Raw genomic sequence first — 12,825 nt, 5'->3', positions numbered from 1 at the left:
AGTTATATTTTTTTACTACTTAATACAATCCCGCTCACTACATATAGAATAGATGCAATATAAAAAATTGTACCAATCGTAAAGAAATCTACTAAATATCCCGTGGCAATAACCGCTACTGCTCCGCCAATGGATGTCCACACATGGTATTTTCCAATCTCATAACCAGCCTTTTCCTGCGCAACCTTTCGTGCTAACGAAGTCTTCTCAGTATTACGCTGCACAGCACCTAAAACGCCCATTACAATTTGAAGAATATACACATGCCAAACTTCCGTGGCAATTGGAAAGCAAAGCATTAAGATTGCCATGGACCAAGCGTATATGATTAATAATTTTTTATCCCCTACTTGATCAGATACCTTTCCCACTAGTGGATATACAAGTGCTGATGTTAAAGCAAATAAGCCATACGCCCAGCCAAATTGCGAGAAGCTATTTCCAACGTTTCGAAGCAATAATATATAAAAAGGAAATACCATACTTCCTGCCATCATGATGATACTTTGCGAAGCCACAAATCTTCTATATGTCATTTCGTATACTCCCTATAAAATAAATTCACAAATCTCTCTTCTGAATCTACTTCCTTCTTTTTCTTGAGAAATTCTTCAATGCGAGGATATGCCCTCTTTAACTGCTCTTTCGTTGGATAAGAATAATACGGCAAATAGTAACTACCATTATGCTTTAAAGTAATATCAATCATCTTTCGAATGACATCCTCTGTTTTCTTTATCTCACTCTCTGAGCGTCCCTGGTTAATCAAAAGAACCAGCGCAAACATATCATCTTTCGCATAGGACAAAACTGCATTTTCATTCTTTTCCACGTAACGAATCGTAATGTTGAGTAAATTAAACTCTTCTTCATTTAATACGTTACGTAAATGATCTATATACTCTGTGAAAGCATCTATAGGCACAAAGTATTCTTGTAACACTTCGGTCCTATTTGGATTTTCATATTCCATAAAAGCACTATCTGATCTCATAACATTATTACGCGTCTCATACTTTCCATCTGTACGTTCAAAATAACCTCTTTGTATATCCCAAAATGTATTCTTTCCCCAATCACTATAACGTGATAACCCAAGTAAAAATTTTGGTGCAGCTATAATATTTTCTTCCTTTAATTCACTGTACTCTTCTCTCATATTTTGATTTTGTGCCAAAGTATAATCCGTCACATACATCTCTTTTAAAAATGAATTTGGAGCAACAGAAATACGTGCTAAGTGCATACGAACATTCTCATCTCTTTTCACTTTCTCTTTGAAATAAGATGCGTATTCTTTATAATCTATCATTCTCGTGTGCATTTCATATAATTCATCATCTGTTAACTTCAGCGTCACATCTAAAATAACCCCAAATAAACCGTAACCCCCAATGACATATGGAAATAACTCTGCATTTTCTTCTCTACTTACATTACGTACCGTGCCATCTGCCATTAACAATCTAAATGAATCTACTGTATCAATCAGTGCCTCATGACGAATATCACGCCCGTGTACATTTACACTTAATGAACCGCCAACAGTAAAAATATTTTGAGACTGCATGACCTGTACCGCAAGGCCATAAGGATTTATTTTCTTCTGAATATCATTCCAGGTGACACCACTTTGAACTGTAATCCGCTTCTTCTCTGGATCAAATTCTAATATTTTATTATATCCTTTCATATCGAGCATCGTGCCATTCGGATAATATGTCTGTCCTCCTTGGCTATGTTGCATGCCTGCAATGGAAATTTTCTCTCCTGAAACTTTTGCATCTCGCACTAATTTTATTAACGAGTGCTCTTCCGTAGCACTTTCAACACGTTTTATTTTCGTCGGAAGCAATTTACCTACATCACTCATAATAGGATGATCAATTTGTTTTTTATACGTATGTACAGACGTTGCAAGCAAAACCATATATGCGACAATGACCACTGCTATCTTTCTTTTTTTCAAAGGACACTCTCCTTATTAGCAACAAAAAGAGATACCCGTTCTTTCAGGTACCTCTCTTGACAGTGATTACTTTGCTGCTGGCAATTGTATTGGATCAAATTTATCATACGATGTAAACTTTGCATCCGTAATAATGTGCGCTTTATCCTCACCATTGCTACTCATAACCATATCTATCTTTGCTGATTCATATTTAAAATCTTTTGTAATAATATATTCCCCATCTATTTCTTCTATCTTTGCATTTTGGCCTTGTAGCATTTGTTTCTGCTTTTCATCCATACTAGCTAACATACTCTCTGTCTCTTGCCCTTTTAATGCAAACTTCAGCTTATAATTATCTCCACTTTTCTCCATCTTCACTTTATTTAAAATTTCCGATGGAATCTCTAAATTATCTACCATTCCTTGAGTCGCGTTCATTCCGTTAGCATTTAATTGTTCCTCTGGTACAGACATAACTTCACCCGTATTAGGATTTTTCAACTGACCAGCAATTTTGCCACCCACATCATACACAACAACCTCTGTACCAGAAACATTCATTTCAGAACGAGAATTTTTTTTCTTCGGCTCTAGTTGCATTTTGGCCTTTATTACATTCATCTCTGTTCCTTCAGCCTTTATTCCCACATCATATGTCATCGTTACATTTTCTTCGTTTTTAAAAGCTTCATTCGCTTTATTAAAAACATCCTTCGCTGTTAATTCCTTTTCTTTCTGCACAGCTTCTTTTTTCGGTTCATCAGTCTTTTTTGTTTTCTCATTACTACACCCTACTCCTAGACCGACTGCAAGTACTAAACTTGAAATTAAAATAAATTTTTTCATAACGTCCCCTCCTTCCCAAAAATAATATCATCTCTTTTCCTATGAAATCTATATAATTCGTAATATTTATCTTTAAATTTATTTCCTATATAACAACATGTTTGAGAAAAAGTTTAAATATGATGTAAATAATAACAACTCATTTCAGGAGGTCAGGATGAAAGCGATTATTTGCACAAATTATGGACCACCTAATGTTCTCCAGCTTCAAAATGTAGAAAAGCCTAAACCTAAAAAAAATGAAGTATTAGTTAAAATTCACGCAACAAGTGTATCAACTGGAGATTGTAGAATACGTGGCTTTAATAGCCCCCTCTTATTTTGGATTCCTATGCGGATCATATTAGGTTTCAGAAAACCGAGAAAACCTATACTTGGCGTAGAGTTATCCGGTGAAATCGAAGACATTGGAACAGATGTAACACAATTTAAAAAAGGAGATCAAGTTTTTGCATTAACAGAACTAAACCTTGGTGGTTATGCGGAATACACATGCGTGCATGAAAGTGGATTAATAGCATTAAAACCTACCAATGTGACATATGAAGAAGCTGCCGTTATTCCTTTTGGCGGAACTTCAGCATTGCACTTCCTTAGAAAAGGACAGATAAAAAAAGGGCAACGAGTACTTATATACGGCGCCTCTGGCTCAGTAGGGACAGCTGCCGTACAACTTGCGAAATACTTCGGGGCGACTGTCACAGCCATTTGTAGTAGTTCGAATTTAGATTTAGTAACAGCTTTAGGGGCAGACAACGTAATTGATTATATGAAAGAAGATTTTACTAAGCGGGGCGAGCACTATGATATTATATTTGATGCAGTTGGAAAATATAAAAAGTCTCTTTGTACAGATGCATTAATGCCTAATGGAAAATATGTATCTGTGAACGGAATGATGGCAAAGGTCAGTAAAGAAGATATGAACCTACTAAAACAACTAGCTGAAACAGAAAAGCTAAAGCCTGTTATTGATAGAACTTACCGATTAGAAGAAATTGCTGAAGCTCATATATATGTAGAAAAAGGACATAAAAAGGGGAACGTTTCGATTACCTTAAAATAAAATATATTCTGAAAATATCATTGACAATTCTTTTTGTACGATTTACTATTAGTACCATATTCAAAACTACATACACATACTCTTATCAAGAGTGGCGGAGGGACTGGCCCGATGATGCCCGGCAACCGAGCTTATGACGTATAAGCTAAGGTGCTAATTCCTGCAAAACGAGTTTTCGTTTTGGAAGATAAGAGAGGAATCTATTTCGTCTATTCGGCACCTCTCTTATTTTTGAGAGGTGCTTTTTATTTTGGAACGTATATGAAGGGGGATTTATAGATGAAAAAGGTATTATTAAGCATTGTAAGCGGAGCAGTATTATTATTAGGCGCATGTAGCGTGAGTTCAAATAAAGAGGTAAAAGCATTAGACGAGAAAAAGATTACTGTCGGTGTAACAGGTGGACCACATGAACAAATTTTTGAAAAGGTAAAAGAAGTTGCAGCAAAAGATGGTCTCGAAATTGATATAAAAGTATTTAATGATTATGTAGCGCCAAACGTATCATTAGATGAAAAAAGCCTTGATGTAAATAGCTACCAAACGAAATCGTATTTAGATGTATTTAAAGCTGAACGCAATATGAAATTAGCTGAAGTATTTTCAACAGTAACATTCCCTATGGGCGTATATTCTAAAGATATAAAAGATGTAAAAGACTTAAAAGAGGGCGACGCAATTGCTGTACCAAATGACCCAACGAATGAACTTCGAGCTTTAAAATTATTTGAAAAAGCAGGGGTTTTAAAAGTTGATCCAAAGGCTACAGAAAAAGCGACTGCAAAAGATGTAATTGAAAATCCAAAAAAATTAAAGATTGTCGAATTAGAGGCATCTCAATTACCAACGCAACTAAGTGAAGTGAAAGCAGCTGCAATTAACACAAACTTTGCATTAGGTGCAAAATTAAGTCCAGCGAAAGATTCTATCTTCCGCGAAGGAAAAGATTCACCATATGTGAACTGGGTCGTTGTTCGTACTGAAAATAAAGATGATGCCGTTGTAAATAAATTAAAGAAAGCTTATCAGTCTAAGGAAGTAAAAGAGTTTATCGAGAAAAAATTTGATGGTTCAGTTTTACCATCTTGGTAGGAGCTGACGATAATGATTGAATTAAAAAACATATCCAAAGTATTTACAACAAAAAAAGGGAATGTTGAGGCTCTTAAGTCTACTTCCCTTAAAGTAGAAAAAGGCGAGGTATTTGGAATCATTGGGTATAGTGGCGCTGGTAAAAGTACATTGATTCGATGTGTAAATTTATTAGAAAAACCAACGACAGGAAATATCATTGTAAACGAACAAGACTTAACAACGTTATCGACAAAAGAACTAGCAAAAGCGCGACAAAAAATCGGGATGATTTTTCAAGGATTCAATTTACTTAAAACAGTGACTGTTTATGAGAATATCGCGTTACCGTTACGTCTATCTGGTCTTCCAAAAAATGAAATTGAAAAAAGGGTAGAAAAGTATTTACGTATTGTCGATCTTTTTAATCGAAAAGATGCGTATCCAAGCGAACTTTCTGGTGGCCAGAAACAACGTGTTGCCATTGCACGTGCACTATCACATGAACCAGAAGTGTTATTAAGCGACGAAGCAACGAGTGCTTTGGATCCAGAGACAACTGATTCTATTCTTGATCTATTATTAAAGATTAATGAAGAAATCGGAATTACGATTTTACTCATTACACATGAAATGAATGTCATCCAGCGTATATGTGACCGCGTTGCTGTTATGGAACACGGATCTGTAGTCGAAAGTGGGACTGTAAAAGATATTTTCACAAACCCACAACATGTAACCACGAAGAAATTTGTAAATAGCGCATTTGCAGCGAAAATTCCAAAAGAGGTACAGAAAGAACTACAAAGTACTGGAGAAATTGTAACACTTTCATTTATTGGCACTACTTCAGGGGAACCCGCCTTAGCCGTTGCCACAAAACGTTTCCAAGTGTATCCGAATATTTTATCCGGTAATATTACGCAGTTAAAACATGAAGCATATGGGAAACTAGTCGTTCATATGCAAGGGGAACAAAATGAAATCCACCGTGCTTTATCATTTTTACAAGAGCAAGGAATCATCGTAGAAGGAGGTAGAACAGATTATGGGAAACAAGTCCTTTTTGGATGAATGGGGTAAAGTCATATGGGAAGCCACAATCCAAACCTTTCAAATGACATCTATCTCATTACTCATCTCGATCCTTATTGCATTACCACTTGGCGTCACACTTGTTTTAACGAGACCTGGTGGGCAGCGTGAAAATAAAATCATCTATCCTATTCTTAATACAATTATTAATATCATTCGCTCTCTTCCATTTATCATTCTATTATTCTTTATTTTACCTTTTACAAAGTTTCTAATGGGAACGTCCATTGGCGTGCAAGGTGTTATCGTACCGCTTGTCGTCTTCACAGCCCCTTATATCGCACGTTTAATGGAGACAGCTTTACTAGAAGTCGATCGCGGTGTCATTGAAGCCTACCAAGCGATGGGAGTCTCTACTATAAAAATCATTTGGCACGTCATGGTGAAAGAAGCTCGTCCCTCCCTTGTACTCGGATTAACAATCGCAACGATCGGCTTAATCGGCGCAACAGCAATGGCTGGCCTTGTAGGTGCTGGCGGGCTAGGGGATTTAGCATACCGCTTCGGACATTTACGCTACGAGCCTGAAGTAATGTATGCAACCGTCTTTATTTTAATTATCCTCGTTCAAGGATTACAGTCTTTAGGGAATGGTGTTGCACGAAGATTGAAGAAAGATTAAAAAAGAAGGCATCTCACCCTGGTGAGATGCCTTCTTTTTTATCTTTTAAATCCACCTTCTGAATGAATAACTTGCCCAGTAATCCACTCGGCCTCTTCACTTACTAAAAATTTAATGAGTCTAGCTGCATCCCTTGGCTCACCAATTCTGCCAAAAGGAAACATCGGCTTTAACCCTTGTTTTATCTCTTCAGTCATCCATCCTGTATCGGTTGGTCCTGGATTAATTGCATTCACTGTTATTCCTAAATGAGCTACCTCTGCTGACAACGTACTAGTAAGAGCATCAATAGCTCCCTTCGTTGTCGCATAAGCTAGTTCTCCTGCCATAGGACCTTGAAATTGCCCCGAAGTAATATTAACAATTCTACCACCAGATTTCTTATCAAATCCCCGGGAAAATTGACTACTGAGCAATGTAGTCGCACGAACATTTACCATATAATGCTTATCTAATTCTTCAGCAGTCAACGTAGAGAAATCATTATTCGTAGAATATGCTGCATTATTAATTAATATATGAGGGTACCCTAATTGTTCAGTAACTTTATTTATAAGCTCTTTTGGTGCATCATTCTGAGTTAAATCTAACTCCATACTTGATACTTTAACACCGTTTTTTAGTAACTCTTCTTTTAATTGTATTTGTTCATTTTTATCAACGCCCCAAGGCATCTCTTTATCGTAAGCTGTCCAATACGTAAAAAATATATCGTATCCTGATTCAGCTAATTCTTTACAAATCGCTGCCCCTATACCATCTAGACGACTTACCCCTGTAATAACTGCTACTTTATTTTTTAATTGGTTCATCATATACTCCTCCAAGTTTAAAGGACGCATATTTTATATAAGAGATATAAACTTTCCCACAAAAAAGACAGATACATAAAATAGGCACCTATCCTTATAAAAGGGATGTACAAGCCAAATATGCATTCCTTGAATGATTTACAGATAACTAAATAAACCCTCGCTTATGAGAGCAAAATTTATCTATCTAGTAGTTTCTAATCATTACAAGTTCATCCACATATTGAGTCTTTGTCTCCTCTCCATATATCTCCAAATTTTATTTTAGCACTAAAGATTTAATATTTCAAAAAATAAAATAACCACTCCTATTTATAAAGTATCGTGTACTATAAACCATAGTTAATAACTAATTTAAATTTAAGTGTATACATTTATCATTACCTATTCGTTGTATAAGTGTAGGGAGGAAAAGTGATGGGAAAAGAAAATATATTTACCTCCTATCTTATCAATCTAGGGGAGGAAGTGTTCAAACTACTACTAGCGAAAGGGGCTATAAAAGAAGATGCAGAAGACATCATCCAAAATACTTTCTATAAAGTATACACATTGCTAGATAGCTTAACCGAGGATAACATACGTCCATGGTTTTTCAGAGTCGCATTAAATGAATACATTGACTTAAAGAGAAAAAAAGAGCAACAGAACATCTATTTAACTGAAGAGATTTATTCAAAATTACAATATACAGACCGAGAATTAGACGCTGTTTTAAATAAAGATGAGATTTTCTATTTATTAAAAGATATAAAACCAGAATATAAAGAAGCCTTCTTTTTAAAATACTATTACAACTTTTCATATGAAGAAATCGCTCTAATACTAGATATTCAAGTGAACAGCGTAAAACAAAAATTACATCGTGCACGTAAAACAATTCATTCTACAGTAGGAGGAAAACCTTAATGGATACTTCTTTAAAAGATGCATTAAAAAAAGCTAAAAGAAAACAGTTACTTAAAATCATCATTACCTCAATTATCGTTGTAATCATGCTTATACCTATAATTTATAAAGTTGGCAATTACTTTGCGGCGAAAAGTTCGACAAAGCTTCACGAAAGTCTCTTTTTACATAATGCAATTGCCGAACCTAATGTGCAAATCGATTCTCAAGTTACAAGTAATTCAACTATGTTTGGCGGCAATATTATATCAAATCGATCTAAAAATATTAATGGTTATGTAGTCCCATGGAACACTTTAACAAGTTCCTATGGTTGGCTCCGTATCAACATTGATACCAATGAATTAACACCCGGATTTTATTGGTCCGATACAGAGTTCTATGAGTATGATAAACAAACAAAGAAAAAATTTGCAACATTTTATAATCCCGCTATTAAGGAATATTTTGATGGTGTCCAAAATGAATTAGGGGAAGTTTCACAAATGAATAACTATGTTGCCGAAGTTGCTATTTCTTTCAACCAGCCCTACACACTACAAGAAATTAAAGAGAAGATTCCAGACAACTTAAACATTGTATGGTTATACATGACCTCACCAATTAGAGATGAAAGCAAAGGGCCTGCTGGTATGCCCGTTTATGGATTTAATCCAGACAAGTCACCTAGAGAAGCCTATAAAGAGTTCGTTGATTCACTTAACCAATACGATGACGATGGTCATGATAAAGATATCCAGAAGTTTTTAAAATCAAACAAGGACAAACCATTTGATCAAGTGAAAATTTTAGGGGTTATGCTAACTGGGAGAACGGAAAACTTTAAGGCGTTAGAAAACCAAGACTTTATTCGTGGTGCTTCTGTAGGGGTGACTGCGCAAATTGTTCCTTATATAAAGCCAGAGAAATAATACGTAATGCGCAGATACACTAAAAAAACTAAATGAATCTATTTACTCTGGGAGCTCTCTACTACAATAGATAGCTCCCAGACCACATTTATTCTTCACCTTCCAAAAATAAACTTCAAAATGCTTTGTACAATTTCACAAATGAAAAATCATAAATTTGTTCACATTATATCTATTGTGAATCTTTTCACATTAGATATATAATAAACGTGTAAATACAATATTGGAGGGATTTCAATGGTTATCAATTTTTTAAGAACTGATAAACGTGCTACTTTCATATTATTACTTTTACGGCTTTACATAGGATATACATGGCTCGCTGCTGGGATAGGCAAAGTCTTCGGACAATCTTTTGACGCAAGCGGTTTTCTAAAGGGTGCTATTGCTCAAGCATCAGGTGACCATCCTGCAGTACAAAGTTGGTGGGCAGATTTTCTTCAACATTTTGTCCTTCCAAACGCAGACCTATTTAGCTTTTTAGTTCAATGGGGAGAAATTTTAGTAGGTCTAGGTTTGATTTTAGGCGGATTAACAAAAACAGCTGCATTTTTCGGAATCATAATGAATCTTTCATTTTTATTAAGCGGAACTGTTAGTGTAAACCCAAACCTGCTTATTTTGACTATGTTCATTTTAGTTGCAGGGCAGAACGCTGGACGTATTGGATTAGATGGCTATGTTTTCCCTAAACTTTTCCGTAAAAACAACCACGGAATATATAAATTAAGTAAAACTGCGTAGTAACAATTTACTTTTAAAATATAAATAAGAAAAAGAGCCTGAATATAGGCTCTTTTTCTTATTTATCCTAATTTAAACTTTTAACGAACCACGAAAACCTCTGGCAGCATAGTAAGAGTCTGCTCCATTGTGGTACACGAAAACATGTCCAAAGCGATAATCGCAAAATAGAGCACCACCAAGCTCTCTAATATCTGAAGGTGTTTGTACCCAACTCGATGATTTCATATCAAAATCTCCAAGTTGTTGTAACTCTCGATATTGTTCTTCCGTTAATAACTCAATACCCATAGCGGCCGCCACATCAATAGCGTTATTTTCTGGTTTATGCTTTTTTCTTGATTCTAACGCTTCAAGATCATAACAAAGACTTCTGCGGCCTTTAGGACTCTCCTTTGAACAATCATAGAAAATATATTCGTCCTTTTCTTCATCATAACCAATAACATCCGGCTCACCACCAGTTACTTCCATTTCGTTAAGTGACCATAATTTTTCAGCATTAGCTTCTATCTTCGCTTCAACTTTAGCCCATTCAAGACCTTCATGGCGGTTCATGTTTTTCTCAAAACGAGCTTGCAATACTTTCAATAACTCTTCACGTTTTTCTACTAATAAGTCATTTTTATTTCCTGTCATATTAGTCCTCCCTGATATATGTACTGATAGTAGTTTAAGTATATATTTTATAATAAATCATCTCAATATGAAGACCGTTTCAATCATATATCTTGTACAAACATCTATTACAAAGTCCTAAAACCCTCCATACTCTCTTCAAGCATATAGTGTGAAAACCACATCAAGTTCTGCTTCATAATAGCCACATGAACTCCTGGTTGGTCAGAACTATATGCCATTCCTTTAAATATAATTAATTCTGTATCAACTTCCATATCCATTAATCCTTGATATAGATCATATGCATTTGTAATCGGAATTCTTGCATCCTTTTCCCCATGTTGAATTAAGGTAGGCGTACAAGCTGATTTAATATACGTCATAGGTGATGTCTTCGTATATATATCTGGATCATTCCATGGAGTATTTCCTAAATACATTCTAATAAAGTAAGGTATATCTGTATTTACATAATGGGTACTCCAGTTAGTTATTCCACCGCCAACTGAAATAGCTTTAAACCTGCTACTAAATGTAGAACAAAAAGCTGATACATATCCACCATTGCTCCATCCCATAACTCCTACTCTATCTTTATCTACTATCCCTTGATCAACTAGTTTATCAACTCCTGATATAACATCGTCGTAGTCAGCAATCCCCTGTTTTCTATAGTTAGCTTTTAAAAATTCATTACCATAACCTGAACTTCCTCTGTAATTTGGCTCTAAAACGATAAAGCCTTTTTCAACAAACTGTTCAATCGGATATTTCTCATTGAAGCAGTCTGAAAATATCGGAAAAGATGCCCAAGCCGGACCACCGTGAATTACTACTAATAAAGGATATTTTTTATTAGTGTCAAACTCTACTGGCGTTGATAAAACACCTTCTATTTCAAGACCATCACTACTTTTCCATGAGATGATTTCCCTGTTACTTTTAAGTTTCCCTTTGAAAAAGCTATTTTCATCCGTTATTTTTTTATCGTCTAAATAGATTTCAAAGGTTTCATTTGTTATAGCCTTATTATAGGTTATATGATTTCCATCCTTTGTTATAGAGGCATCCATTATAAAGCCATCTACCTTGTCGCTTAATGCTTCCACAGTGCCATCTTCAGCTAGTAATCCAATACGATAATTCGTTTTATCCTGCCATCTAATTAAAATTCCTTTAGCTGTCCACTGTAATGGCATAACTGTACTATCAAAGTTTGTTAGAGGCTGAATTACCTCTCCAGTATTCATATCATATATCTCTAACGTACTATCTTGTATATGGTTTCTATAGTAATCCTTCTCTCTTATGCTTGCTGTGTAACATATTTTACTGCCGTCAGGAGAAAAGCAAACACTCCCTCCCAACAACTTATCCACATTCAGCTTTTGTAGCTCTCCAGCTTTAATATGGAGTATGTATAGATCTCCATTTATATAATCTGCCATATTTGAGCTTGGTGTCGCCATAAATACAACCTTTTTACCATCATTTGAAATATCAAATTCATGGATATGAAAATCCTTACCATCCGTTAATTGATAAACAACTCTGTTCTCGTGTTCATCTGTATCACTTTGTATCACCTTTTCTATTTCAATGTAATATAAACAATTATTCTGGTGTTCCTTACCTATATGTTGAAAATCTCCATATAGGTTCTTACGTTTCTTTATCTCTTCACATTCTTTTGACTGCGTAACATAATAAAGACCCTTGCCAGTAGGACCCCATTTGAATGTACTGACTCCTTCTTTCTCATCAGTAATTTGAACCTCTCTATAATCATCTAGTGACTTAACAAATATCTGATTTCCCCCATCACCAACTCGACTAAGATATGCGATACACCTAGCATCTGGAGACCATAATGGGTGTGTACTATCTATATCACCATTTGATAATGGGTAACTCTGCTTCTTATCTTTTTCATATATCCATGCATGATTCCTATATATATTGTCTTTCCAATCAGCCGTCTTCTTAACAAATGCTACGTTTTTACCATCATCACTTATGTTTGTACTTGATACGGTTGGTAATGAAATAATCTCTTCTATACTTAAATATGTTTTTGCTTTCACTTTCATATAATAAGCCCCCTTGTAATGTCCATGAATCTACCGTCTCTTCTTGTCGTAATAAAGGAAATTGTTCACGGATACTTAAAATAT

Annotated in this window: 13 protein-coding genes and 1 riboswitch; of the genes, 7 read left to right on the top strand and 6 right to left on the bottom strand. The window is 35.3% G+C overall.

Going from position 1 to position 12,825, the window contains the following annotated elements; all coding sequences use genetic code 11:
• Positions 1–2: 2 nt before the first annotated feature.
• The 3 genes from BHV55_RS01040 to BHV55_RS01030 form a co-directional block, all read right to left on the bottom strand.
• On the bottom strand, positions 3–536 hold the full coding sequence (locus BHV55_RS01040; RefSeq protein WP_000222367.1) for an MFS transporter: 534 nt from the start codon (positions 534–536) through the stop codon (positions 3–5).
• Positions 533–1,969, bottom strand: a complete 1,437-nt coding sequence (locus BHV55_RS01035) for an FAD-binding oxidoreductase (protein WP_070757049.1) — start codon at positions 1,967–1,969, stop codon at positions 533–535. Before BHV55_RS01035 ends, BHV55_RS01040 begins: the two co-directional genes overlap by 4 nt.
• Before the next feature lie 66 nt (positions 1,970–2,035).
• Positions 2,036–2,800, bottom strand: a complete 765-nt coding sequence (locus tag BHV55_RS01030; RefSeq protein WP_000713522.1) for a DUF6612 family protein — start codon at positions 2,798–2,800, stop codon at positions 2,036–2,038.
• Positions 2,801–2,957: 157 nt separating this feature from the next.
• Here BHV55_RS01030 and BHV55_RS01025 point away from each other — a divergent pair, with 157 nt between their 5' ends.
• The 4 genes from BHV55_RS01025 (at position 2,958) to BHV55_RS01010 (ending at position 6,654) form a co-directional block, all read left to right on the top strand.
• Complete coding sequence (locus BHV55_RS01025) at positions 2,958–3,866, top strand: NAD(P)-dependent alcohol dehydrogenase (protein WP_070757048.1); 909 nt, start codon at positions 2,958–2,960, stop codon at positions 3,864–3,866.
• A gap of 79 nt (positions 3,867–3,945) precedes the next feature.
• Positions 3,946–4,060, top strand: a riboswitch (SAM riboswitch).
• Positions 4,061–4,145: 85 nt separating this feature from the next.
• On the top strand, positions 4,146–4,958 hold the full coding sequence (locus BHV55_RS01020; RefSeq protein ID WP_000756997.1) for a MetQ/NlpA family ABC transporter substrate-binding protein: 813 nt from the start codon (positions 4,146–4,148) through the stop codon (positions 4,956–4,958).
• Positions 4,959–4,970: 12 nt separating this feature from the next.
• Entirely contained in the window at positions 4,971–6,011 is a 1,041-nt protein-coding gene (locus BHV55_RS01015; protein WP_070757047.1) for a methionine ABC transporter ATP-binding protein, read from the top strand.
• On the top strand, positions 5,986–6,654 hold the full coding sequence (locus BHV55_RS01010) for a methionine ABC transporter permease (RefSeq protein ID WP_000527151.1): 669 nt from the start codon (positions 5,986–5,988) through the stop codon (positions 6,652–6,654). The genes BHV55_RS01015 and BHV55_RS01010 overlap by 26 nt, the downstream gene beginning before the upstream one ends.
• A gap of 38 nt (positions 6,655–6,692) precedes the next feature.
• Here BHV55_RS01010 and BHV55_RS01005 read toward each other — a convergent pair whose 3' ends face one another.
• Positions 6,693–7,469, bottom strand: a complete 777-nt coding sequence (locus tag BHV55_RS01005) for an SDR family oxidoreductase (protein ID WP_002098920.1) — start codon at positions 7,467–7,469, stop codon at positions 6,693–6,695.
• Positions 7,470–7,883: 414 nt separating this feature from the next.
• Here BHV55_RS01005 and BHV55_RS01000 point away from each other — a divergent pair, with 414 nt between their 5' ends.
• The 3 genes from BHV55_RS01000 to BHV55_RS00990 all read left to right on the top strand — a co-directional run bounded on the left by BHV55_RS01000 (position 7,884) and on the right by BHV55_RS00990 (position 10,030).
• Positions 7,884–8,375 carry an RNA polymerase sigma factor gene (locus BHV55_RS01000; RefSeq protein WP_048567484.1) on the top strand — a complete coding sequence of 164 codons (492 nt, stop codon included), beginning with the start codon at positions 7,884–7,886 and terminating at the stop codon, positions 8,373–8,375.
• Positions 8,375–9,286 carry a sigma factor regulator N-terminal domain-containing protein gene (locus tag BHV55_RS00995; RefSeq protein WP_048567485.1) on the top strand — a complete coding sequence of 304 codons (912 nt, stop codon included), beginning with the start codon at positions 8,375–8,377 and terminating at the stop codon, positions 9,284–9,286. Before BHV55_RS01000 ends, BHV55_RS00995 begins: the two co-directional genes overlap by 1 nt.
• A gap of 237 nt (positions 9,287–9,523) precedes the next feature.
• Entirely contained in the window at positions 9,524–10,030 is a 507-nt protein-coding gene (locus tag BHV55_RS00990) for a DoxX family membrane protein (protein WP_000236366.1), read from the top strand.
• Between the two features lie 72 nt (positions 10,031–10,102).
• Here BHV55_RS00990 and BHV55_RS00985 read toward each other — a convergent pair whose 3' ends face one another.
• Both BHV55_RS00985 and BHV55_RS00980 read right to left on the bottom strand, forming a co-directional pair.
• A complete protein-coding gene (locus tag BHV55_RS00985; protein ID WP_000147387.1) occupies positions 10,103–10,669 on the bottom strand; it encodes a DUF4256 domain-containing protein in 567 nt (188 codons plus the stop codon).
• 107 nt (positions 10,670–10,776) lie between these two features.
• On the bottom strand, positions 10,777–12,741 hold the full coding sequence (locus BHV55_RS00980) for a S9 family peptidase (RefSeq protein ID WP_070757046.1): 1,965 nt from the start codon (positions 12,739–12,741) through the stop codon (positions 10,777–10,779).
• Between the last annotated feature and the right edge of the window lie 84 nt (positions 12,742–12,825).

Source organism: Bacillus sp. RZ2MS9, from assembly GCF_001816185.2.
In the GTDB taxonomy this organism is placed as follows: Bacteria; Bacillota; Bacilli; order Bacillales; family Bacillaceae_G; genus Bacillus_A; species Bacillus_A cereus.
The sequence above is the reverse complement of the archived record's forward strand: the minus strand, read 5'-3'. Positions and strand labels throughout refer to the sequence as shown.

Bases quoted from the DNA above. Each gene is read 5' to 3' on its own strand.
- BHV55_RS01040 (WP_000222367.1), bottom strand. From the start codon at position 536: ATGACATATAGAAGATTTGTGGCTTCGCAAAGTATCATCATGATGGCA.
- BHV55_RS01030 (WP_000713522.1), bottom strand. From the start codon at position 2,800: ATGAAAAAATTTATTTTAATTTCAAGTTTAGTACTTGCAGTCGGTCTA.
- BHV55_RS01025 (WP_070757048.1), top strand. From the start codon at position 2,958: ATGAAAGCGATTATTTGCACAAATTATGGACCACCTAATGTTCTCCAG.
- BHV55_RS01020 (WP_000756997.1), top strand. From the start codon at position 4,146: ATGAAAAAGGTATTATTAAGCATTGTAAGCGGAGCAGTATTATTATTA.
- BHV55_RS01015 (WP_070757047.1), top strand. From the start codon at position 4,971: ATGATTGAATTAAAAAACATATCCAAAGTATTTACAACAAAAAAAGGG.
- BHV55_RS01010 (WP_000527151.1), top strand. From the start codon at position 5,986: ATGGGAAACAAGTCCTTTTTGGATGAATGGGGTAAAGTCATATGGGAA.
- BHV55_RS01005 (WP_002098920.1), bottom strand. From the start codon at position 7,469: ATGATGAACCAATTAAAAAATAAAGTAGCAGTTATTACAGGGGTAAGT.
- BHV55_RS01000 (WP_048567484.1), top strand. From the start codon at position 7,884: ATGGGAAAAGAAAATATATTTACCTCCTATCTTATCAATCTAGGGGAG.
- BHV55_RS00995 (WP_048567485.1), top strand. From the start codon at position 8,375: ATGGATACTTCTTTAAAAGATGCATTAAAAAAAGCTAAAAGAAAACAG.
- BHV55_RS00990 (WP_000236366.1), top strand. From the start codon at position 9,524: ATGGTTATCAATTTTTTAAGAACTGATAAACGTGCTACTTTCATATTA.
- BHV55_RS00985 (WP_000147387.1), bottom strand. From the start codon at position 10,669: ATGACAGGAAATAAAAATGACTTATTAGTAGAAAAACGTGAAGAGTTA.
- BHV55_RS00980 (WP_070757046.1), bottom strand. From the start codon at position 12,741: ATGAAAGTGAAAGCAAAAACATATTTAAGTATAGAAGAGATTATTTCA.